This window comes from Zoogloea sp. LCSB751, from assembly GCF_002028455.1.
In the GTDB taxonomy this organism is placed as follows: Bacteria; Pseudomonadota; Gammaproteobacteria; order Burkholderiales; family Rhodocyclaceae; genus Zoogloea.
The window spans coordinates 1-21,552 of sequence record NZ_MWUM01000004.1 but is presented as its reverse complement, the minus strand read 5'-3'; the positions used below and the strand labels follow the sequence as shown (position 1 = coordinate 21,552).

Annotated in this window: 18 protein-coding genes and 2 pseudogenes; 6 read left to right on the top strand and 14 right to left on the bottom strand. The window is 60.2% G+C overall.

The window, feature by feature from the left end; all coding sequences use genetic code 11:
* Positions 1 to 32: 32 nt before the first annotated feature.
* From B4920_RS28675 to B4920_RS05940, 12 genes and pseudogenes are all read right to left on the bottom strand, one after another.
* Complete coding sequence (locus tag B4920_RS28675) at positions 33 to 269, bottom strand: hypothetical protein (RefSeq protein ID WP_139379434.1); 237 nt, start codon at positions 267 to 269, stop codon at positions 33 to 35.
* Between the two features lie 276 nt (positions 270 to 545).
* Positions 546 to 1,040, bottom strand: coding sequence for an IS5 family transposase (locus tag B4920_RS05990; protein ID WP_256376081.1), 495 nt, complete (start codon positions 1,038 to 1,040; stop codon positions 546 to 548).
* A 10-nt stretch (positions 1,041 to 1,050) separates the two neighbouring features.
* On the bottom strand, positions 1,051 to 2,304 hold the full coding sequence (ltrA, locus tag B4920_RS05985) for a group II intron reverse transcriptase/maturase (RefSeq protein WP_254050847.1): 1,254 nt from the start codon (positions 2,302 to 2,304) through the stop codon (positions 1,051 to 1,053).
* A 520-nt stretch (positions 2,305 to 2,824) separates the two neighbouring features.
* Positions 2,825 to 3,343, bottom strand: a pseudogene (locus B4920_RS05975) (IS5 family transposase); the annotation flags it as partial.
* A 70-nt stretch (positions 3,344 to 3,413) separates the two neighbouring features.
* The gene (locus B4920_RS29450) at positions 3,414 to 3,587 is read right to left on the bottom strand and encodes a hypothetical protein (RefSeq protein WP_161493243.1); all 174 of its coding nucleotides are present in this window, start codon (positions 3,585 to 3,587) and stop codon (positions 3,414 to 3,416) included.
* Positions 3,588 to 3,763: 176 nt separating this feature from the next.
* A pseudogene (locus B4920_RS05970) lies at positions 3,764 to 4,859 on the bottom strand (IS5 family transposase).
* Positions 4,860 to 4,988: 129 nt separating this feature from the next.
* The gene (locus tag B4920_RS05965; RefSeq protein WP_079433717.1) at positions 4,989 to 6,116 is read right to left on the bottom strand and encodes an ABC transporter permease; all 1,128 of its coding nucleotides are present in this window, start codon (positions 6,114 to 6,116) and stop codon (positions 4,989 to 4,991) included.
* Entirely contained in the window at positions 6,117 to 8,861 is a 2,745-nt protein-coding gene (gene rbbA / locus B4920_RS05960) for a ribosome-associated ATPase/putative transporter RbbA (RefSeq protein WP_079433716.1), read from the bottom strand.
* On the bottom strand, positions 8,858 to 9,922 hold the full coding sequence (locus tag B4920_RS05955) for an HlyD family secretion protein (RefSeq protein WP_079433930.1): 1,065 nt from the start codon (positions 9,920 to 9,922) through the stop codon (positions 8,858 to 8,860). Before B4920_RS05955 ends, rbbA begins: the two co-directional genes overlap by 4 nt.
* Before the next feature lie 25 nt (positions 9,923 to 9,947).
* Positions 9,948 to 11,390, bottom strand: coding sequence for an efflux transporter outer membrane subunit (locus B4920_RS05950; RefSeq protein WP_079433715.1), 1,443 nt, complete (start codon positions 11,388 to 11,390; stop codon positions 9,948 to 9,950).
* Positions 11,391 to 11,762: 372 nt separating this feature from the next.
* On the bottom strand, positions 11,763 to 12,020 hold the full coding sequence (locus B4920_RS05945; RefSeq protein ID WP_079433714.1) for a hypothetical protein: 258 nt from the start codon (positions 12,018 to 12,020) through the stop codon (positions 11,763 to 11,765).
* 242 nt (positions 12,021 to 12,262) lie between these two features.
* On the bottom strand, positions 12,263 to 13,843 hold the full coding sequence (locus B4920_RS05940) for an NAD(P)/FAD-dependent oxidoreductase (protein ID WP_079433713.1): 1,581 nt from the start codon (positions 13,841 to 13,843) through the stop codon (positions 12,263 to 12,265).
* Between the two features lie 238 nt (positions 13,844 to 14,081).
* On the opposite strand from B4920_RS05940, the gene B4920_RS05935 reads away from it, so the two are divergent.
* A complete protein-coding gene (locus B4920_RS05935; RefSeq protein ID WP_079433712.1) occupies positions 14,082 to 14,459 on the top strand; it encodes a VOC family protein in 378 nt (125 codons plus the stop codon).
* A gap of 239 nt (positions 14,460 to 14,698) precedes the next feature.
* On the opposite strand, the gene B4920_RS05930 is transcribed toward B4920_RS05935, so the two are convergent.
* The gene (locus B4920_RS05930; RefSeq protein WP_254050846.1) at positions 14,699 to 15,364 is read right to left on the bottom strand and encodes a TetR/AcrR family transcriptional regulator; all 666 of its coding nucleotides are present in this window, start codon (positions 15,362 to 15,364) and stop codon (positions 14,699 to 14,701) included.
* Positions 15,365 to 15,546: 182 nt separating this feature from the next.
* Here B4920_RS05930 and B4920_RS05925 point away from each other — a divergent pair, with 182 nt between their 5' ends.
* Positions 15,547 to 17,181 (top strand): ATP-dependent acyl-CoA ligase, encoded by a 1,635-nt coding sequence (locus B4920_RS05925; protein ID WP_079433710.1) that lies wholly within the window; start codon positions 15,547 to 15,549, stop codon positions 17,179 to 17,181.
* Between the two features lie 158 nt (positions 17,182 to 17,339).
* On the opposite strand, the gene B4920_RS05920 is transcribed toward B4920_RS05925, so the two are convergent.
* Positions 17,340 to 18,074, bottom strand: coding sequence for a TetR/AcrR family transcriptional regulator (locus B4920_RS05920; protein WP_079433709.1), 735 nt, complete (start codon positions 18,072 to 18,074; stop codon positions 17,340 to 17,342).
* A 196-nt stretch (positions 18,075 to 18,270) separates the two neighbouring features.
* Here B4920_RS05920 and B4920_RS05915 point away from each other — a divergent pair, with 196 nt between their 5' ends.
* The 4 genes from B4920_RS05915 to B4920_RS05900 are packed head-to-tail and all read left to right on the top strand — an operon-like array spanning position 18,271 to position 21,405.
* Positions 18,271 to 19,551: a cytochrome P450 gene (locus B4920_RS05915; protein WP_079433708.1), complete on the top strand. Its 1,281-nt coding sequence runs from the start codon at positions 18,271 to 18,273 to the stop codon at positions 19,549 to 19,551.
* A 14-nt stretch (positions 19,552 to 19,565) separates the two neighbouring features.
* Positions 19,566 to 20,597 carry a hypothetical protein gene (locus B4920_RS05910; protein WP_079433707.1) on the top strand — a complete coding sequence of 344 codons (1,032 nt, stop codon included), beginning with the start codon at positions 19,566 to 19,568 and terminating at the stop codon, positions 20,595 to 20,597.
* 20 nt (positions 20,598 to 20,617) lie between these two features.
* Complete coding sequence (locus tag B4920_RS05905; RefSeq protein ID WP_079433706.1) at positions 20,618 to 20,977, top strand: hypothetical protein; 360 nt, start codon at positions 20,618 to 20,620, stop codon at positions 20,975 to 20,977.
* Positions 20,941 to 21,405, top strand: a complete 465-nt coding sequence (locus tag B4920_RS05900; RefSeq protein ID WP_254050845.1) for a nuclear transport factor 2 family protein — start codon at positions 20,941 to 20,943, stop codon at positions 21,403 to 21,405. The genes B4920_RS05905 and B4920_RS05900 overlap by 37 nt, the downstream gene beginning before the upstream one ends.
* The last annotated feature ends 147 nt before the right edge of the window (positions 21,406 to 21,552 follow it).

Genomic DNA, 21,552 nt, shown 5'->3' with positions numbered 1-21,552 from the left:
GCCAGACGGACCAATGCTCTCGTCGCAGGCACTCATACGTTCCGCTCGGCGAACTTCAGCGGGCTTCGCCCGAATTCATATTCGATGACCAAATCGCTTGCGCGCTCAAAGGTCCAGCCGCCGTGCTCCATCAGCCATCGCTGGAGCATGTCTGTGTCCAGCTCACAACGGTCTTGATGGCATTGCAGAAGAAAAGCAAACCAGCGCTCCCTGTCTAACGGGTGGGCTGAACCCGTCCCATGGTTGGCCAGAATGCTGAATCGCTGCAAGGCCTCACTCGCAGCAGGGCTGACCAATGCAGTAAAAGGCTTCTGGTCATCGGTGAGCTCGCATTTGATTCCCAGTGCAATAGCTGCAGGTTGTATCGCGCTCTTGGTCAGTTCAACTAGGGAATCTCTAGACAAGCCTCAATAAACGAGGCGACTTGTCCGGCCGAAGCCAGATTTTTCATGATGCGACAACGAAAATGCCAATTTCCCGCCGATTGCCGGGGTTTCGATTCCCGGTGGCGCCCTTTGGGAGCGCGGCGGGTGCACCTCTCCCGCTTACGTCAGCATGGCTCGCCTCGCCAGATAAAGATTGGTCAGCCCAACCAGGGTGAAGACCTGGGCCGCATTCTTCGCCAGGCCCTTGTAGCGCACCTTGGTATAACCGAATTGCCGCTTGATCACCCGAAAGAGATGCTCCACGCGGCTGCGGACCGAGGACATCTTGTGGTTGAACCGCTTATTCGCTTCGGTCAGCGGGTGCTTGGTGGTGGATTTCAGCGCCACGCCCCAGAAGACACCCGCCTTCCGGGCCGCCCGCTTCAGGCTGTTGTCGACGTAGCCCTTGTCCCCGAACACGGCTCGGTCATCTTCGCGCAGCAGGTTCGGCAACAGGCTCACATCGGCTTCATTGGCAGCCGTGACCGCTACGGTATGGACCAGGCCGCTGTTCACATGGGCGCCGACATGAACCTTCATGCCGAAATGGTAAGTCGGCCGCGGGAACTTCCCCCGCAGCCGCTCGCAGAACCGTACGTGACACTCTCGCGTCATACGGCTCCCGTTATCCAACCTGTGGCCCGGTCACGCGCCAGTGATAGAACAGCGATGGTGCTGCTGCCCGCATCTTCTCCAGCCATCCGACGCTCGCCCGCTTGCGGCGGTGAAGGGCCTTGTACTTTCGTCGGGCCCAACGTTCAAGCGCTCGATCGATGTGCTGGAAGATGCCGAGCATGGCGGTCCTGTAGAACGCGCCATAGTATTGCCACCACCCCTGTATCACCGAGTTATAGAGCCGAGCCACGTCGGCCAGCGTCACGTGGGTCTGGCGATTGAGTCGCCAGCGGCGCACCGCCTGCCGCATCCGCCGCAAGGCATCGTCACTGGCTCCCGGCAGGAAGCTCGTGAAGAGCTGGTCTTGCTTGCTGTGAGCCTTCCTTGGCCTAAACGTAAAGCCCAGGAAGGTGAAGCTCACATGCGGATGCTGTTCAGTGCGGTTGCTGTCCTTGCAGTACACGACCTTCGATTTGTCAGGATGCATCGTCAACCCGCAGTCCGCCAAGCGTGACGCGATGGATCGCATCACATACTCCGCCTGCTTCTGACTGCGGCAGTGAACCACCGCGTCATCTGCATACCGAGCAAACGGACAGTTCGGGCTGGTGCGTTGCATCCACGTGTCGAAGGCGTAGTGCATGAACAGGTTCATCAGGATGGGACTGACCACTCCGCCCTGCGGAGTGCCGCGTTCACGTGGTACGCGAACGCGACACTCCGTTTCGAACGGCGCAACCAGCCACCGTTCGATGTACAGAAGAATCCAGTCTCCCTTGATGTGGGCGCGCACCGCCTTCATCAGCAGCTCGTGATCGATTTGATCGAAGGCCGCCTTGATATCAAACTCCACGACCCAGCCATATCGCCAACAGCGTTCACGAGTGATCGCCACGGCTTGCTTCGCCGACCGTCCTGGCCGATACCCATAGGAGTCCGGATGGAAGATCGAATCCAGCTCAGGCTCGATGAGAAGCTTGACTACGGTTTGCGCAACACGGTCCGAGACCGTGGGCACTCCCAGCTTGCGCGTGCCTCCCGACGCCTTGGGAATCTCCACCTGCTTGACCGGCGGCGGGAAGTATGACCCCGACGACATCCGGTTCCACAGCTTGTACAGATTCTTCGACAGGTCCTGCTCGAAGTCGGCGATGGTTTCATCGTCGATACCCGCAGCACCGCGGTTGGCCTTGACCTGCTGGTATGCCTCCCATACCGTGCGCTTCGCTATGCCATAAGGTTTCGCCGAGGTCACGCCGCTCATCCCCGGAGGTTGGCAACATTTGTCGGCAGGATAACGCCGCCCCTTCGCTCCACCCCCATTACAGAGGCTTCATCGCTACTACGGGAGGCTCCGCCCCTCATTCCAGCATCGGTATTCTTCCTCATGGTTTTGACCACTTGTCATTTCCCTTCGCATCTGGAAAGAGGTTCTCACGTTCCGTACCAAAGCCTGTATTGAGATCATGCCGCCTATACACCGGCTGCCATCGGGTCCGTAAGCAGGTAGCGCCCCGATTCGTCCTGAAGCCAATGGTCCACCTCAGTTTTGACAGCGCTTTAGGCATAACGATGCGTCGTCGAACGGTTTGCTTTCGCTCATCTTCTCAATACACACCTGCCACCCCTCAGGGGATGACTTTCGCCCGGTCGCTCACCACCACGTCTTTTGAACGCAGCAGCACCGGGTGGTTTGAAGCCTGCTCCTGCAAGCCGGCTTCGGGAGGCCTACTCCCATCTTCAGTACAGCACCACAGGTCTGCCGCCTGTGTTCGTGACACACACCACTGGTTGCCCTTCTTGGTCTGGCGCATTTCCGGATCGCGCTGCTTCGCCTCGTTCTTGGTCGAGGGCGGAGCATGGATGATGGTGGCGTCGACCATGGTGCCGCCCTTGAGCAGCAAGCCCTTCTGTTCCAGGGTGTCGTTGATGGCGTTCATGATCGCCGCCGTCAATTGATGCTTCTCCAGCAGCCGGCGGAACTTCAGAATCGTCGTCTCGTCCGGCATCGACTCGTCGAACAGCTCGAGCCGGGCGAAGGCCCGCATGCAGGCGACGTCGTAGAGGGCGTCTTCCATGCCGGGATCGGAGAGGTTGAACCACTGCTGCATGAAGTAGATGCGCAGCATGGTCTCCAGGCCCCTCGGTCGGCGCCCCTTGCCCGCCTTCGGGTAGTGCGGCTCGATCAGCGCCACCAGCGCCGGCCACGGCACCACCGTTTCCATCTCTTCCAGGAAGCGTTCGCGTTTCGTCTTCCGCTTCTTCCCGGCTTCGGCCAGCCTGGCAAAGGAGATTTGCTTCATGGGTGTCAGTGAATTCGTCTGTCGGCAATGCCGGCAATTTTACCAAGCCCGGGCTATGCTAATGAATTAATCAGGGATTCCCTAGGACTGCGTTGTACTCCTGGGCAGACAACTGACTTTTTTCGAGCGGAACGATGTTGATGACTTCCGCTTTCTCGCCTTCAATCAGCATGGTCACCCCAGAAGCGGGTAGCCCGCCTGAGCCATCTCGTTCGAAGACAAGCAGTGATCTATCGCCGAACATGGAGGCGTTCTCCTGTTCCTTAACAGGCCGATGCAAAAAGCTCAGGCCCCACGTCCAGCCTGATGCCCGTTGTTTGATCTCTCATGACTTCATTCCCGAAATTGGATTCTCAATCCCATTTTTATGCCCATAGACTGGGCAGGGAAATGGGTTTTCACCCGATTCCAAGTGCCGCTTCAGGCCGCACTCCCCATCGTCTGCAATTTCGCAATCCGCAGCAGGTTGTACGCCGCTGCCGACAAATAGGCGGCGATCTGGGTTCGGGCTTCTCCGATGAAATGGGTCTTTCTCATTCCACCCACCGTCTTCAGCCAGCCGAAGATCTCTTCAATCCGCTTTCTCTTGCGCTGGCTCACCTTGTAGCCCTCGGTGCAGGTCGTCCGCCCATCGAGGCCCGGCGTATTGCGTCCGTCAATGCGCGCGATGTGCGGCTTGATCCGGTGCTCGCGCAGGTGCTGGACGAAGTCCTTCACGTGGTAGCCCTTGTCGGCCCCCAGCGTCTTGGGATGAATCCTGCGGCGCCGGGCGCGGGTGAGCAGTTGGCGGGCGGCTTTGTGCTCAGCCAGGGTGGCGTCGGTGATGAGCAGATCGATACACAGGCCGCTGCGGTTCTCCATGAGCGCATGGCCGCCGTAACTGAGCTTGGCCGGTTGGCCGTTGCCTTTCCTCATGAGCTTCGCGTCGGGATCGGTCGTGCTCCGGTGGGTGGCGTTGGAACGCTTCTCGCCTTTGAAGTCCACCATGCCGGTACCGTCACCGCCGGGCTTGGGGGGGCTCGTCGTCGTCCTTGCGCTTGAAGCTCTTGAAGGATGCCCAAGCGTCGATCAAGGTGCCATCCACGGTGAAGTGATCGGACGACAGCAGCTTGTCCTTGTGGGCCAGACGCACCACTTCGTCAAAGAAACGACGGGCGATGTCCGTTTCCACCAATCGCTCGCGCAGGCGGCTGAAATTGGATTGATCCAATCCACCCGACTCCAGGTCCAGATCGAGAAACCAGCGAAACAGCAGGTTGTAATCGAGTTGCTCACAGAACTGCCGATCCGAGCGCACCGAGTAAAACGCGATCAGCAACTGAGCCTTGAGCAACCGCTCCGGCGGAATCGACGGTCGGCCGCCCTTGGCGTAAAGCCCATCGAGTTCCGCGGAAATCGCCGAGAGTGCCGAGTCGGCCAGTTTCTTCACCGGACGCAGCGGATGATCGGCCGGAATCCGGGACTCGACCGAGAAATAGTGGAACATCGAGGACTGGGGATCGACTTCGCCGCGCATCGGTGCTGTGCCTGGGGTTCGAGGGGTACGGCTAGGACAGGTGGGTGGCCGGATCGTTCACTGGGTTCTGCATCAGCCTGTTAGCCGAAGTGAAAATACCTCCGCCGAATCTTCTGGCTACGAATCAGTTCAAGCTATTTGTGCGATGGCCTTGCGGAAGCGGGCCAGCGACAGGGAAAAAAGCACCGCGCCGATCACCACAAGCCACAGGAAGGGTTCCCAGACGATGTCGAGGCCCGCCCCGCGGAACAAGATGGCCTGACTGAGCTCGGTAAAGTGGGTGGTCGGCGCCAGCAGCATCAGATTCTGCACCAGCACCGGCATGCTCTCCCGCGGGGTCAGGCTGCCGGACAGGATCTGCAGCGGCATCAGGGTCAGCATCAGCAGCAGCCCGAACTGAGGCATGCTGCGGGCGATCGTCGCCATGAAGATGCCCATCGAGGTGGTAGCGAACAGATGCAGCGTCGTCCCAACCAGGAACAACGCCAGCGAACCCTCGATCGGCACATGCAGAGCGCCGCGGATCACCAGATTCAGGGATATCGTGGCCGCGACCACCACCACCAGGGCGCAGGCCCACACCTTGGCGAACATGATTTCCGTCGGGGTCACCGGCATCACCAGCAGGTGCTCGATGGTGCCGTGCTCCCGCTCACGGATCAGGGCTGCACCGGTGAGGATGATCGACAGCATGGTCACGTTGTTGACCACCTCCATCAGCCCACCGAACCAGGACTGTTCGAGGGACGGGTTGAAGCGTGCCCGCAGGGCCAGGTCCACTGGCGGCGTGGCGCTGCCCCGGTAACGCTGCACGAACTCGCCCACCTCGCCCATGACGATCTGCTGCACGTAGGCGTTGCCGCTGAAGGCTTGGCTCATGCGGGTGGCGTCCACGTTGAGCTGTAAGCCTGGCGAGCGGCCGGCCAGCACGTCGCGCTGGAAGTTGGGTGGGATGTCCAGCACGAAGGTGAAGCGCCCGGCATCCAGCGCCGGGTCCACCTCGTTCACCGCAATTTGGGCAGGCGGCGTGAAGCGCGGCAGATAGAAGGCGGCGGCGATGCGTTGCGACAGGGCCGACTGGTCTTCGTCCACGATGGCGATGGGGGCCTTGTGGAGCGTCTCCGGCACGGTCGTGGCCGCCATGTAGATGGCCACCGTGAAGGTCCAGCCGATCAGGAACAGCATCATCGGGTCACGGCGCAGGCTCCACAGCTCCTTCACGCCAAGACGGTAAATGTTCATCAGATGATTGCGCATTCAGCTCTCCTGCTTCTTGAGCAATGCGATGGCCACGCCAATGATCACCGGGACGGCAATCAGCAGCGGCCAGAACTCGCCGTGCAGGTCGGCAAAACCCAGTGCCTTGCTGAACACCCCGCGGCTGATCGTGAACATGTGGGACGCCGGGTATATCTCGCCCAACACGCGCCCCCCACCCTCCAGCGCAGCCACCGGATTGATCAGCCCGGCAAACTGGATCGCCGGGATCATGGTGCCAATGGCCGCCAGGAACATCGCCGCGGTCTGGCTGCGGGTCACGGTGGACGCCAGCAGACCCATGCCAGTCGCGCAAAGGCAGAACAGGAAGGCCGCTGCCAGCAGGGTCGGGAAGCTGCCGCTTACCGGCACGTCGAAAACGGTGACGGCCATGAGGCACATCAGCACAAAGTTCAGCATCGCCAGCATCACGTAGGGTGCCTGCTTGCCGAGCAGGAATTCGCTGCGGGTCACCGGCGTGACGTACAGGTTGATGATCGAGCCCAGCTCCTTCTCGCGCACCACCGCCAGCGCCGTCAGCATGGCCGGCAGCATCAGCAGCAATAGCGGTATCACCGCCGGCACCATCGCCGGCAGGCTCTTCACATCCGGGTTGTAGCGGTAGCGCGTCTCAACGCGGGCCAGGCTGGCATCGCTGCCCCCGTCCTGCTCCCGCGCCTGATCGAGCAGCCATTGCTGGTGCATGCCCTGCACGTAGCCGCCGACCGTCTCGGCGCGCTGGGGCATCGCCCCGTCGATCCAAGCACCGATCTGCACCGGCTTACCGCGGGCCACGTCGCGGGCGAAGCCCGGCGGAATCTCGATGGCCAGCGACAATTCCCCACTCCGCATGCGCCGGTCGAGCGCGGCGTAGTCGGCCAGCGGCGTTCGCTCGCTGAAATAGCGCGAACCGGCCAGATTGAGCACGTAGTTGCGGCTCAGCTGAGTCTGGTCCCGGTCGAGCACCGCGTAGCGCAGGTTCTCTACGTCCATGCTGATGCCGAAGCCCATCACGAACATCAGTACCAGCGACCCGACCAAGGCCAGCGCGGCGCGCAGTGGGTCGCGCTGCAGCTCCAGGCTTTCGCGCCATACGTAGCTGTAGATGCGTCCCAGACTGCGGCGCACCCGCGCGGCGAGACTCGAACCGGCGACAGGCACCGGCGGGGCCGCTACCGCTGCGACCGTGGCACCCTCGGCTTCGCTGCCGCCGCCAGCCTCGACGAGGTAGTCGATGAAGGCCTCTTCCAGCGTCGCCTTGCCGCGCTTGGCGATCAGCGCGGCCGGTGCATCACTGTCGAGCACCCGCCCGGCGTGCATCATCGACATGCGGTCGCAGCGCTCGGCCTCATTCATGAAATGAGTGGAGATGAAGATCGTCACCCTGTCACGGCGGGCCAGTTCGATCATCAGGCGCCAGAAGTTGTCGCGGGCGATCGGGTCAACCCCAGAAGTGGGTTCGTCGAGGATCAGCAGTTCCGGCTTGTGCACCATCGCCACCGCCAAGGACAGGCGCTGGCGGATGCCCAGCGGCAGGTTCTCGGGCAGGGTGTCGAGCACCTCTGCAAGGCCGAAGCGCGCCACCATCTCGTCTACCCGGGCCGGCACCTCAACCGCCGGCACGTGGAACAGGCGGGCATGCAGCACCAGGTTCTGGCGTACCGTCAGTTCCCCGTAAAGGGAAAAGGCCTGGGACATGTAGCCGACCCGGCGGCGGGTTGCGACGTCCTTCGGATCCACCGGCTGACCGAACAACCAAGCCTCACCCTTGCTGGCCGCCAGCAGGCCGGTGAGCATCTTCATGGTGGTGGACTTGCCACAGCCGTTGGAGCCCAGAAAGCCGAAGATCTCGCCGCGCCGGATGCGGAAACTGACATGGTCCACCGCCACGAAATCGTTGAAGCGCATGGTCAGGCCGCGAGCCTCGATGGCGATGTCCCCTTCACCGCCGTCTTCCAGCGGAGGAATCTCCACCGCCTTGTGGCCGCGCCGCTTTCCCTCGGGCAGCAGGCCGATGAAGGCGTCCTCCAGGGTCGCGACGCCGCTCTTGGCCATCAACTCCACCGGCGTACCGGTGGCCAGCACCCGGCCGGCATCCATCGCCACCAACCAGTCGAAGCGCTGGGCTTCGTCCATGTAGGCGGTAGCGACCATCACGCTCATGGCGGGCCGGCTCTGGCGGATACGCGCGATCAAAGCCCAGAACTGGGCGCGGGCCAGCGGATCGACGCCGGTGGTGGGCTCGTCGAGGATCAGCAGATCCGGGTCGTGGATCAGCGCACAACACAGGCCAAGCTTCTGCTTCATGCCGCCGGACAACTTGCCGGCCGGACGATCCAGAAAGGAATACAGCCCGGTGCTGCGGGTCAACTCGTCGATGCGCCGCCGCCGCTCGGCGTGGCCGTGGCCGAACAGGCGGGCGAAGAACTGCAGGTTCTCCTCGACCGACAGGGTCGGGTAGAGGTTCTTGCCTAGGCCCTGGGGCATGTAGGCGATGCGCGGGCACACCACGTCCCGGTGGCCCTTGCCGCCCATGTCTCCGCCCAATGCCTCGACCCGCCCCTGTTGCACGGCACGGGCGCCGGCCACAAGGGACAGCAGGCTGGACTTGCCGACCCCGTCGGGACCGATCAGGCCGACCATGCAGCCGGCCGGCACGTCCAGCGTCACCGCATCAAGCGCAAGGGCGCCACGATAGCTCAGCGTGACGGCGGCCAAGCGGACCACCGGGGGCAGTGAATTCATGGCGTGGCTTTCTTCTCCAGCTGAGCAGACCATGGCGCCTGCGGATCGGTCTTGACCCACGCCACGCCGGGCAGGCCGGTCTTCACCTGATCCTTGTACTTGTCGAGCAGTTCACGATCGATGTGCGCCTTCACGCGGAACATCAGCTTCTGGCGCTCGCTGGCGGTTTCCACCGTCTTCGGCGTGAACTGCGCCGTGCTGGCCACGAAGGAGACCTTGGCCGGAATCACGAAATCGGGCGCCACATCCAGCACGATGCGTACCTCGCTGCCCAGAGCCACCTTGCCGGCAACCGTTTCGGGCAGGAAGAAACTCATATACACATCCGACAGATCCACCAGGTTGAGGACCTTACCCCCCGGCCCCAACACCTCGCCGGGCTGGGCGACCCGGTATTGCACGCGGCCGTCGCGGGGAGCCGTAAGCACGTTGTCGGCGAGGTCCGCATCAATGCGCGCAACGGTCGCCTTGACCGCAGCGACGGTGGACCTGGCCCCGGTCACCTGGCTGCGGGCCGCCGCGGTGGCTGCGCGGGCTGCATCTACCTGGGCCTTGGTGGCCACTACGGCAGCCTGGGCACTGCGAAAACGGGCGCGATCGTCATCGAGCTCCTGGCCCGACGAGGCGCCCTCGCCAGCCAGGGTTTCGGAACGGGCCAGACGGCGCCTGGCAGCGTCAAGCTCGCTCTCCCGCTGGACCACCAGCGCCTGGGCCGCCTGCTGGTCACTGTCCCGCGCGGCCACCGCCGCCTCAGCGCCGGCCACCGCCTGCAGAGCCTGCTGGTAACGCGCCTCAGCCTCATCCCGCTGGGCCTGCAGGCTCCGTACCTGCATGTGCGCCAGCGGCTGGCCGGCGGTAACAAAATCGCCTTCGCGCACGAGGATGTCGTCGATGCGGCCGGCCAGCTTGGTGGCGACATCCACTTCCGTGGCCTCGATGCGGCCGTTGCCGCTGCTCAGCCCTTCCGTGTGGCCGTCCCCAAGCCAGGCATTCCAGGCGAAATAGGCCCCGGCCGCCGCGAGCAGGATGACGGGGATGATTTTCCTAACAGTGGTGTTCATGGCGTAGCCCACATTCTCGTTTTGGTCATTCGGCGCAGCCTTCGGCCGCATTGCCCCCCGCTTGCGAGCCACCACCCAGCGCGGCATACAGGGCGACCTGGGCACTGAGCAGGGCCCGCCGGGTCTGTACCAATTGCTGCTCGACAACCAGCAGTTCGCGCTCGGCGTCGAGCACCTCCAGGTAGCGGGCCGCGCCGCTGTCGTAGCGCAGCTTGGCCAGGCGGGCGCGTTCGCTCTGCACGGTCTGGGAAGCTCTGAGGGTATGCACTTGCTCGTCGAGCCAGTGGCGCGCCGACAAGGCATCGGACACATCGCGGAACGCAGCCTGGATGGTCTGCTGGTAGCGCGCCAGGGCCTGCTCACGACGTAGCCGGGTGACTTCGAGGGCGGCCTCCCGGCGCCCGCTGTCGAAAATCGGCAGGGAAACGCTCGGCGCCACGGTCCATGCACGGCTACCGCCCTGGAACAGGCCGTCCAGCTCGGCGCTGGCGGTGCCGGCCGAGGCGGTCAGCGCAATGCGCGGGAAGAACGCTGCACGGGCCGCGCCGATATTGGCGTTGGCTGCTTTCAGGGCATGCTCGGCGGCAACGATGTCGGGCCGGGAAGTCAGCAGTTCGGACGGCAGGCCGGGCTGCAGCTCGCGGAACACCGCCAAGCCGTCGAGCCGGTCAGCGGTGCGCAGGCTGCCGGCCTCCTGGCCGGCCAGCAGGGCCAGCGCCTGGGCCTGGGCCGCCCGGGCCTGCTCCAGCTGGGCCACCAGGGTGCTTGCCTGCTGCCACAGTACTTCAACCTGGGTCAGCTCCAGTTTGGACGTTGCGCCCAGTTCCACCCGGCGCCGGAAGATTCGCAGGGTCTCCGCCCGACTGGACGCACTGCGCCGGGCCAGGGCCAGGCGTTCATCCAGTTCGCCAAGGCCCAGATAGCCGTTGGCCACCTGGGTCACCAGGCTCAGCACGGCAGCCCGATGGGCCGCCTCGGTGGCCAGGTAATTCTCCAGAGCAGCCGCTTCAAGACTGCGTACGCGGCCCCAGAAATCCAGTTCCCAACTGGTGAAGCCGACGCCAACCTGGTATTGCCCACCGACGACCGGTTGTCCGCTGACGCTCAGGTCGCCCGGCACCCGCGAACGCGCCATGTCTACGCCAGCGGCGAGGGTCGGCAATCGGTCGGCGCGCTGGATGCCATAGGTGGCACGGGCCTCCTCGACGCGTAGCAGCGCGACCTTCACGTCCCGGTTGGTCGCCAGTGCCTGGGCGAGCAGCTGGCGCAGGCGGCCATCGGCAAAGTAGTCCCGCCAGCAGATTTCCATCGCCGGGCTTTCGGCCTCGGCGGCAGGAACCTCGGCATAGGTGGCGGGAACGGGAAACGGGCCGCGCTGGTGTGGCGGTGCCAGGTCTGCGCATCCAGCCAGCGCGGCGGTCACCAGCGGCAGGGCTAGGAAGCGCAAGACTACCCATGAGTATGTCATTTTTTAACCTTTGACTCATGAAGCGGCCAATGGATCGCGGATTGCGTAAGCTCTGCGCGAGACCTGATCAATGCCGCCCAAGAACTCCCGACATCCGACGAAGATGTCCGACGCGCGGGCATGCGCTCGTTAAAAGGGTGTGTACCTGCTAAGCAGGGAAAATCTTTGCTTGCCAGATTGTGTCATTACTGAATTTGCCCTGCGTATAGCCCGAAAAAATCGACAGGACTCTGGCGCATCAACTGCCTTTTTCATCAGCATCTAACGATGCTCATTACTGTGACGGTCTACACCTCATTACATCGCTATAAACCGAGTTCGATGCCGTGGGACTGGATATCTGCAGAAACTGGGTGGGATCTCACGGAAGCATCATGCGCAGATAGGTGAGGACCCATGCCGATCAATCATCCAGGAGCGGTTCAGGCCCCTTGAGGGGCTGATTCGCGATAGCAATGTGATGCACATCCTGGCCATCAACTGAAACGCTTCTACCTGTGTTGCTTGCGCCTCCCACAAATCCTCCTCGTATGGCTTGCTGAGCGGCGCCCCGTTGATCACAGTGTGGGCCGTACGTTGGAGACGCAGGATGTCGTCTCGAATCCCATTGTTCTGCTTGATGCGCAGCATGATCGGCTCCAGATGTTCGACCTGTCTCAGCAACTCATTTGTGTTATGGCCGAGTTGCAGATCGACAAGTTTAGCGGGATTCACATCGCTGTAAGGCGTATCTGGCGTGCCTCGATCGAAAACAGTGTTTTGTCTCTGACCAGCTTCCTTGACTGGTCAGAGACAGGTAGTGCTCCCCACCCACGGGAAGTTACGAGCATCGATTGTCGGGAACGTGCATTGAGCAGACAGCTAGGACAATGTTATTTTCCGAGATATCGATTCACACGCCCCGCAGCGATGCGTCCGGGGAGGCCGTTTATGCCTCCGCCTGGATGAATGCCTGCACCACCAAGGAAAAGACCTGCGACCGGTAGCGTGTCCCCACCGAGTCCGGGGGCTGGGCGCATCAGCGCCGATCGCGTCGTGCAGGTGTCCACATGCACTACGCAACCTCGATGTACATTGAGCCTCGCGGCCAAGTCGGGGGCTGCCTCGACTCGGCGGCCGATCTCGAACTCCGTCAAGCCTTCCATGTACTGGCTTGCCTGTTCGATGACCTGCTGCCCCACTTGGCTGCGGATCGCATCCCAGCCATCACGTGGCTCTACCGGCATCGCAACCGGATAGAGGTAGGCCACATCCTGTCCTTCCGGCGCTTGACCAGGATCGACGGCGCTGGGCGCGGTGATCCACATATACGGCAGTTTGGGCACTTCGCCCCGGGCGGAACTGCGAAAGTTCTCAAGTACAGCCTCGACTGTACCTATCAGGTGTACGCACTTGCGCAGACTCAGCCCGTCGGGGCGCAATGCCTCGTGGCGCCGGTACTGCACCTGACCACGTAATGCCACATCTACTTTGAGGGGAGATGCACCGTGCCCGTTCGCTGGCGCCAAGGCAATGCGTGTCAATACACGACGCTCCAGCGCTCCTGGAGTAACCATTTCGAGGGCCATTTTGGGGTGGATAGATGCGACCACTGCTTTTGCCTTGATTAGGCTGCCGTCGCGCAGACGGACGCCCGTTGTCCGCCCCCCTTCAGCAACGATTTCTTTTACGGGAGTGGCAAGGCGGATTTCTCCGCCAAGCTCTGTAAGGCGGGCAGTGAGGGCATTTGAAAGCGTCTGCATCCCGCCTACGGCTCGACCAAGCCCGAAGCGGTGGATGAAGCCCAGCAAGGCGAAGTAAATTCCGGTTGCTTCGTTAGTGATTGGTCCAGCAGCACCAAGCAGGGCGCACATGGCAGACTGGGTGATCGGATGTTCGAAGCGCTCCATGATCGACACGAAGGCTGGGCTGCCGATCAGCGCCATGATCTCCGGTTTAAGGTGGCGATTGCGCAGCACAGCTTTGAGAGCCTCCCACTTGGCACCTAGGTTCCGCTGAGAAGGATCAACCCGCATCATTGGGATGGCCATATCCATGAAAGCGTCGATCAGCTTCATGAGGGCGAGAAATTCCTTTGCATCTTGTTCGGAGAATCGCCGGATCTCTGCAGCTGTCTTGGCCGGGTCGCGCCAGAAGACAAGGGAGTGGCCGTTCGGATGGAGGTAAACATAGCCCGGGGCCATTTCTATCTGTCGGAAGCCGTGGCGTTCCAGCTGTAACTCCTGGGGCATCATGGGATGCACCCGCAGGGACATTAGGTCCAGAGCACACGGGTGGATCAGGTGCCGAGGAGCTTCCGGAATCAGGTAGCCCGACGAGGCCATGCCACCGATTTTCTCCCGTCCTTCGATGACTAGCACGGTCCTGCCAGCTTCTGCCAGATAGCAGGCAGCGGTCAAGCCGTTATGGCCACCGCCGACGATCACCACATCGTATTCATTGCGCACGTTCACTCCCTCTCCTTTTCTTGGTGTCTCTCTTGTCAGGTAACCGCTGGCATCAGCCAGCGGTTATTTGATCACAATCTTTTTTTTTGTCCATAAACTTGGTTTTACCTCTAGTGAAAGGAAGTAGTCTGCCCAGGTGCGGACGTGAGCTCAGGAGCGACGATCAAGTTGATGTACACATATAAAATTAGTGTTCAACTAAAATGTATTTGTCTGTACGACGGATACTTCTCGAGGAGAAAGAATGATGCTGACCCACATCACCCTGGGTACGACCAACCTTGAACGAGCCAGGGATTTCTACGATTCAGTACTGGAGCCCCTTGGGTTAAAGCGGCTACTGACGCTGGAAAAGGTGCTGGGCTGGGGGGCTGACACACCTCAGTTCATGGTCCTTTACCCCCGCAATGGTGGAATGGCGACTGTGGGTAACGGTTTGACTGTGGGGCTTGCCGCGCCTAACTGGGCTGCGGTCGCAGAATTTCACCGTCGTGCCTTGTCGCTTGGCGCCGTCGATGAGGGGATGCCGGGGCCGCGTCCTTTTGCCCCCGACGCTTATGCAGCCTACGTGCGCGATCTGGATGGGCACAAGATCGTTGCATCGTGCCGCACGCCAGGGTGAGCCTATCTATGAGTTCGGAGGGGGGCGACGTCGTCGCAGTCGCAGACCGGGGCTTCAGCACCCCTGCATCGATCCGGCTGTTCCAGTTGTCGAGGCAAGGGGTTCTGGCTTAGATCGCAGGATCTTTCCCTGTTCAATATGGATCAGGCTGGGACGGAAGCTCCACCGGTTGCCTTATTCGCTTGCGCCGTGTGCTTCGGCGGTGCATGCCTATCAAGGATAAGGTCTGCTGATGTGTTCTAGCGGCGGGCCGTCTTGCCGGTGACGAGGGCGCTAACCAAGCGCTCGATGCGTCGCGGAAGGTTGTGCTGATCGGGTCCGGCGGGGACTAGTTGCTCGCTTAGCACATAACGGATGATCAACTCGCAGATTAACTCGCGGTCCAGCTTTACTCCGAGGCGCTCGTCCCACGCATCGAAGACGATGCACAGCACGTCTTGAAAGCGGACGATGGAGTCTTGGAATATACGTTGAAACCAGTTCATTGCGTATTCTGGTGCAACGATCAGCAGGCGTCGGGCGCGGTTGTTGCTTATGTAGTCGCTGATGAACTGGATCATTGCGGCGAGGCGAGCATCCGGATCCTTGTGAGGCGCAGTGGTCTCGATCAGTGCAGCATAGAAGCGGTCGCGCTTGTGTCGCGAAAAGGCATCCAGTAGTTCGTCCTGAGAGGAGAAATAGCGATAGAAGGTCCCCCGTGCTATGTCGGCAGCTTTGCATACATCTAGGATCGAAATGCGATCGGCACCTGACTCCAGAATGATAGCCTCTGTCACTTCTAGGATGGTCTGAATCGTTTCTTCCGAGCGCCGATTGCGACGCGTTTTGCGAACCGGCGTGCTGGCGTGGTCAGCCTGATTTTCTTCGTCGACGGCTGGGACGCCATCCTTCTCCGGGTGTTTCATCGGGTCCTCCCCAGTCATTTTCCTGTTTCTATGCATGCACACGCCACGACAGGGGGCGTGCGAAACCGCACTGCTAAATTTTGACACTTTTCTGTTTTCTGTTTATATTTTATTCGTGCAGCAACATACAAATACTGACTCGGCGTCGGCTCTGGCGCTGACCACGACAAGGAGACATGGGCATGGCGGGTATGGGAAATCCGGAGACTTGGACCATTGGCGAGCGCGATACTGTCATTGCTGCCCTGGATCGGGCAGTTGCGTCACATCCGGACAGGATTCTGCTTGATTTTGCGGGTGATCTCTACACATATGCCGATGTAGACCGACTGTCCACACGTCTAGCCCACTCTTTGGAGAGTCTGGGGGTACGCCACGGCGCAACGGTACTCACGATGCTGGGCAACAACATCGACGCTGTGGTGTGCTGGCTGGCCATCAATAAGTTGCGTGCTGTCAGTGTGCCGGTCAATACCGCGTTGAGGGGGGAATTCCTCCGTCACCAGATCGCCGACGCCGGTGCTGCCTTAGTGATTTGCGAAGCTGATTTCTTGCCGCGCATCGCGGCTGTCTCGGCCGAGTTGCCTGAAATGAAGCGTGTGCTGTACCGAGGGGGAGCTCCTTTCGGTACTGTTGAATGCGCCGTACCCGTAGCGCCGCTGGATGAGTTTCGCGGTCACGACGACACCCCGATCCTGACCAAGCCAGATCCCGCGGATCTGGCCTGCCTGGTCTACACGTCTGGAACCACTGGTCCGTCCAAGGGTTGCATGCTGAGCTACAACTTTATGTGTAATCTGGCCCGCCTTCAATTACGCGCCGGGCCGGCGACGGGAGATGATGTGACCATCACGCCGCTGCCCCTGTTTCATATGAACGCGCTTTGTGTAGGTATTATCTCCAACATCATGGTGGGAGCCCGCGTGGCGATCGTCGAGCGCTTTTCTGTATCGAATTTCTGGCCTGAAGTGGAGCGGTCGGGTGCCACCATTGCGTCTATCCTCGGCAGTATGGGCGGGCTATTGGCTCAGGCTCCAGACAGTGATGCCATGAAGCGCTGCTTCGGGCAGATCCACACCGTTCGTGGCAACCCCTTCACTGAGCCTATCAAGGCCATTTGGCGTGAGCGCTTCGGTGCTCGTCAGGTGGGTGGCAACGGCTATGGACTGACCGAAGCCTGCGTCGTGACGTCCCTGCCTGCGGGCGAATATGCAGCCCCCGGATCGTCCGGTAAGCGTGTTCCTGATTTTGATGTGCGAATCGTGGATGATATGGATCGGGAACTTCCCGCGAATACCCCTGGGGAGGTGGTGGTCCGGCCCCTGCGCCCGGACATCATGTTCCAGGGGTACTGGCGCCGCCCTGAAGACACCCTTAAGGTGATGCGAAACATGTGGTTCCACACCGGTGACATTGGCAAATTCGACGATGAGGGTTTCTTCTACTTCGTCGATCGGAAGAAGGACTATTTGCGCCGCCGCGGGGAAAACATCTCCAGCTTCGAGATGGAGTCAGCCTTTGCCAAACACCCTGCCATCCTTGAGGTTGCAGTCCATGCAGTGCCATCTGACAAAGGCGAGGACGATGTGAAGGTGACAGCCATTCTGCGAGAGGGTGTAACTCTCAAGGCCGAAGACCTGTTCCTCTGGGCTACCGACGTAGTACCTTATTACGCACTGCCACGTTACATCGAGTTTCGTACCAGCATGCCAAAGAATCCTCAAGGACGGGTGCTTAAGTATCAGCTACGAGATGAGGGCCGCACCCCTGATACCTGGGACTGGGAAGAAACCGATATCAAGGTCGCCAAGCGCTGATTTCCCAGCTTTTTCATATAGTCTGCCGCCGCCGAAAGGCGGCGGTTTCACTTTATCAGTAGATGTATATGGAAGAGGATTCTATGGCGTTCGACGTAAAGCTCATAAGGGACTAGTCGTGCGCGCTGTAGGCGACCCAATTTTCAGGGTCAGGCGAGTTAGTACTGCAAGCGGGACTCTCCACCAGTCAGATGCATCTGTTTTGTGGGCAACTGACATTGACTTGTGTGGCTGGCGGCACAGGTGCTGATTGCCGAGATTACGAAGTCCACAGCGTAGTTTCGCCAGGTTCTCACATCGTCAGCTACGTCCGGGTTTAGGCCGGAAAGTACTGACACGAGATAAGGGCTAGTAAATACGCCGGTAGTCAGCAAGCCCGCTGCCGTGAAAAGCAGGCTTGCATCCACGCCGGGTTTGAAATCGCCGTTCTTCGCTCCACGCGCCAGGATTGCTTTCAGCTTTCGTTCAAGCAAAGGGGCTAGGTCGGGGAACCTGGCGTGTGGTGTGGCGTGGCTGGCATGAAAGCGGATGCCTTCCTGAGCAAGGGCGCCGAGGCTGGGATTTACGTGAAACTGGTCGAACATGTGGCCCAAAAACGCGCGCACGGCTTCAATTGGGGGCAAGTGATCCAGGTCTAGGGCTACGAGTCGCGACATCGTGTCGTCAGACGATTCGTCGAGCACGCACGCGAACAACTCCGTCTTGCCCTTGAAGTAGTGATAGACGAGTTGCTTGGTCACGCCTGCGTTTTGGGCGATCACTTCGATGCGGGCATTGGCAAGCCCCTTGATGGCGAACTCCTGCCGTGCGGCACTAACAATACGCCGGATAGTCACGCGCTTGTCCGGGGCTGTCCTTGCTGACTGCACAACGACGGCGTGATCCTGTTTCATCGTCTTCCTTCCCGTGAGGTGAGGGATTCCCGTCGCTTGACTCACGGTCAAACGAGGCCGAGATCCAATTTCTGTGCAAGAGCTACCATCTCCTTATGTGCACACTTTATATTTTTGTGTACTTAAAAGCCACGATCGGCCTGCTGCAAGGCCGAAGAGTCGGTGGCATCGACATCACTCGATAAGGAGACAAGAAATGGCAACCCAGCACCGTTCCGAAAAGCTTGAGGCTGCGTTTGCAGCCCTATCCAGGAATTACCGTGGCTTGGACGTGGACATCTACGCCTTGTGCCGGCAGAAGCGCAAGATCGCACCTGTCATGGAGGGTGACTTCATGGCCAGTTTGTCGGTACCCACCCATGCCGGTCAGCGTCACGGAAATCCAACCTATGCGGTCTTCAAGTACAACGATATCAAGGCGATCCTTCAGGACGCGGCCACCTTCACGAGTGGCTTCATTGCCAAGGGCTTGGGTACCTTCTTTGGCGGTGACGGCCTTATCATCATTGCCATGGATGGTGATCAGCACCGGCATGCCCGAGGCTTGTTGCAGCCAGTCTTTACCCCTCAGAGCGTCAACCCCTGGCGTGCGGAGATCGAGCGTTCGATCCGAGAGGAATTCATTGCGCCGCTTGTGCCTAACAAGCGCGCTGACTTGATGGACTTTGCCCTGTATTTTCCGATCCGGGTTATCTACGCCTTGATCGGTTTTCCACAGGAAAGCATTGGCGATTTTTACGAATATGCAGCTATGGGCCTGACCATCCTTGCCGGCCCCAAGAACGACCCGGACGAGGAGGAGGCCGCCCGGAGGAGTGCGGTGGCTGCCAGCCAGGGGCTGTACGATGCCGTAATTCAATTGGTGGCTCATCGGCGCGCGGAAGGTGCCGCCGGCGATGATCTCATCAGTCGCCTGATTCGGGCCGAGTTTGAGGGTCGCCGCCTTGATGACAATGAGATCACCACCTTCGTGCGCTCGTTGGTTGCCGCTGGTGGGGAAACGACGACCCGCACATTTAGCTCGATCATGACCCTGTTGCTACAGCGCCCCGAACTGGTGGAGCGCGTCCGTGCAGATCGTAGTCTTGTCCCCAAGTTGATCGACGAAGCTATCCGTTATGAACCCACGTCAACCGTCAAGGTCCGTCAGGCGGCCCGTGATGTTGAAGTAGGCGGCGTCATGATTCCCAAGGGAGCGCTGGTACAGTGTGTCATCGCATCCGCCAATCGGGACGAAGACGTTTTTGAGAACGCGGATGTGTTTGATATCGATCGCAAGCTCAAACCGTCTTTCACTTTCGGTTACGGTCCGCATATGTGCATTGGGCAGTTTGTTGCCAAGCTGGAACTGGTGGCCGCGGTCAATGCCATCCTTGATCTTTTTCCCAATGTCCGCCTAGACCCAGAGCGGCCCGCCCCCGAGATCCAGGGGGGGCAGTTGCGTGGTGCATCGTCGATCCCGGTAATCTGGGACTGAGCGATTAATACGCTATGAGAACCTTCAATACGATCCCTGAACGGGGTGACTTTGTCTGGCAGTGCCTGGTAGGCCCACAGCGAGTCAGCGGCGAGAGCCTGGCTGACCTGCGGGATCACTTCGGTCTAAAACTCACAAAGCATATGCCGTTCGGTTGCGTGCGTGATGGCGAGGGTCACATCTACGCGGTCGTGCGGGCGGTGAATGCGCCGGGCAGCAGCCCCAACCCGACTAAGTTCATCTACCAATCGTCACGTATCGACGGCGAGAGCATTCGCATTGATCGGGCGCGCATGGCCGCTCAGGCCATGACCCTGTTTCCAGACCGGGCACTGAAAGATGGCACTGCTGTCTGGTCCAGCCTGAAAGGCGAGCCGGGCAATCCATGGATGATCACCGCTTCGGAAAAAGGCTTGACATGGAAGGAGGAAGGTCTGTTCGAGCTAAAGGGCACGCTGATTGGCTGCGGCATGCAGTGGTACCTGCCAGGGCTTGATTGGGGCACTTTCTATGTGTCACAGCTCTACGACGTTGCCGGCACCTGCGAGGGCAGGGCGGTAAAGGGCGTCATCGCTCTTGATCAGGCCTGGCTGGCTGAAGGCGGTGCCATCCACTTCCACAAGGATCTCGTGGTGGAAAACAATATGCATGTCATCTGGTGGTCCTTCGCGACGATCTACAAAGACGGCACCTGGGATGCTGGCTCTTTCATGGTTGGCCACGACAACCTAGGCTACGCCATTTTCCAGAATGAGAAGGGCGAGGTGCGCAGCACCACTGCCATTGAGGGTGAGGTCGTGCATAACCCTGGCAGCTACTTCGTGAAAAGCGCCCAAATTGTGCTGGAAGGCGATGAGGTCTGGGAGTTTCTGCCTGATCCGAAGGGGGAAATGCGTGACTTTGTCGGCGGCTTCCCTATTACGGCCCAGCAGGAAGGACGCTGGCGCCGTATCGGCGATACCCGCGAGCCGGACCGTTGGTTCGGCTGGGGCGAATCCGACCGCCGTAACGGCACTGCCCGCAATGTGCGTGGCGTCGATCTTTAGCTCGAAAAGGACAAAGCATCATGAGCTCAATTACCCGTGAGGCCATCGAGGTCTTCCTCCATGGTCAGGTGACTGCCTGGAATGGCGGTGACAAGGATGGCTTTCTGGCCCATTACCGTGCCGTCGCCCCAGGTGGCCTCACCATCGAATATGTCGGCCATCTTCCAAGCAATGGCTGGCCAGTGCTGGAAACCATGTGGGAGCAGCAAAACGCGAAGATCGAGATCGAGGAAGTGGCCGTTATCATCAATGGCAATGAGGTCGCATGCCACAACCGCAACATGATCAAGGGTAGCGCCCTGGCTATCGACACCATCGAGCTTTACCGCTTTGATGATGATGGATGCGTAACCGTTCGCTATTTCATTCGCCAGCCTTGATCATGGCGGAAAGGACGACGGTGGTGCAGATCGACAGATCATACATTGAGCATTTCACGCATGGCCAGGTGGCCGCCTGGAACGCTAGGGACAAAGCCACCTTTATGGGGCTTTATCGGAAAGTGGCATCGGACGGCCTCGACGTCGAATACGTCGGTCAGTCCAAGCAGAGGGACGGCTGGTTTGTCATCGAGGAGATGTGGGACAAGCACAACGGCCAGATCCAACTCGAGGTGGTGACGACCATCATCAACGGGAATGTGGCCGCTGTACATCATCACAACTGTATCGCCGGCACTGATCAGATCATCGAGAGCATCGAAACCTATACCTTCGCTCCAGGCCGTCTGGCCATCCGTTACTTCCTGAAACCGCCCTCCGTAACGTTGAACCTGAGACAGTTTCGAGGATTTTCTGGTGAGCTGTGATGGATTAGGGCTCTAGGCAAAAATGGGCGGCGCTTTAGCGCCGCCTTTTTTAAAACAAAATTTAAATATGAACAGAGTTGTATTTTCTGTTTAAATTGTGCATGATGTTTCCAAGAAATCGAGGCAACGACGAGTGCCCGGCGGCAG

Bases quoted from the DNA above. Each gene is read 5' to 3' on its own strand.
- B4920_RS05990 (WP_256376081.1), bottom strand. From the start codon at position 1,040: ATGACGCGAGAGTGTCACGTACGGTTCTGCGAGCGGCTGCGGGGGAAG.
- ltrA (WP_254050847.1), bottom strand. From the start codon at position 2,304: ATGAGCGGCGTGACCTCGGCGAAACCTTATGGCATAGCGAAGCGCACG.
- B4920_RS29450 (WP_161493243.1), bottom strand. From the start codon at position 3,587: ATGTTCGGCGATAGATCACTGCTTGTCTTCGAACGAGATGGCTCAGGC.
- B4920_RS05965 (WP_079433717.1), bottom strand. From the start codon at position 6,116: ATGCGCAATCATCTGATGAACATTTACCGTCTTGGCGTGAAGGAGCTG.
- rbbA (WP_079433716.1), bottom strand. From the start codon at position 8,861: ATGAATTCACTGCCCCCGGTGGTCCGCTTGGCCGCCGTCACGCTGAGC.
- B4920_RS05955 (WP_079433930.1), bottom strand. From the start codon at position 9,922: ATGAACACCACTGTTAGGAAAATCATCCCCGTCATCCTGCTCGCGGCG.
- B4920_RS05950 (WP_079433715.1), bottom strand. From the start codon at position 11,390: ATGACATACTCATGGGTAGTCTTGCGCTTCCTAGCCCTGCCGCTGGTG.
- B4920_RS05945 (WP_079433714.1), bottom strand. From the start codon at position 12,020: ATGCTGCGCATCAAGCAGAACAATGGGATTCGAGACGACATCCTGCGT.
- B4920_RS05935 (WP_079433712.1), top strand. From the start codon at position 14,082: ATGATGCTGACCCACATCACCCTGGGTACGACCAACCTTGAACGAGCC.
- B4920_RS05930 (WP_254050846.1), bottom strand. From the start codon at position 15,364: ATGAAACACCCGGAGAAGGATGGCGTCCCAGCCGTCGACGAAGAAAAT.
- B4920_RS05925 (WP_079433710.1), top strand. From the start codon at position 15,547: ATGGCGGGTATGGGAAATCCGGAGACTTGGACCATTGGCGAGCGCGAT.
- B4920_RS05920 (WP_079433709.1), bottom strand. From the start codon at position 18,074: ATGAAACAGGATCACGCCGTCGTTGTGCAGTCAGCAAGGACAGCCCCG.
- B4920_RS05915 (WP_079433708.1), top strand. From the start codon at position 18,271: ATGGCAACCCAGCACCGTTCCGAAAAGCTTGAGGCTGCGTTTGCAGCC.
- B4920_RS05910 (WP_079433707.1), top strand. From the start codon at position 19,566: ATGAGAACCTTCAATACGATCCCTGAACGGGGTGACTTTGTCTGGCAG.
- B4920_RS05905 (WP_079433706.1), top strand. From the start codon at position 20,618: ATGAGCTCAATTACCCGTGAGGCCATCGAGGTCTTCCTCCATGGTCAG.
- B4920_RS05900 (WP_254050845.1), top strand. From the start codon at position 20,941: ATGCGTAACCGTTCGCTATTTCATTCGCCAGCCTTGATCATGGCGGAA.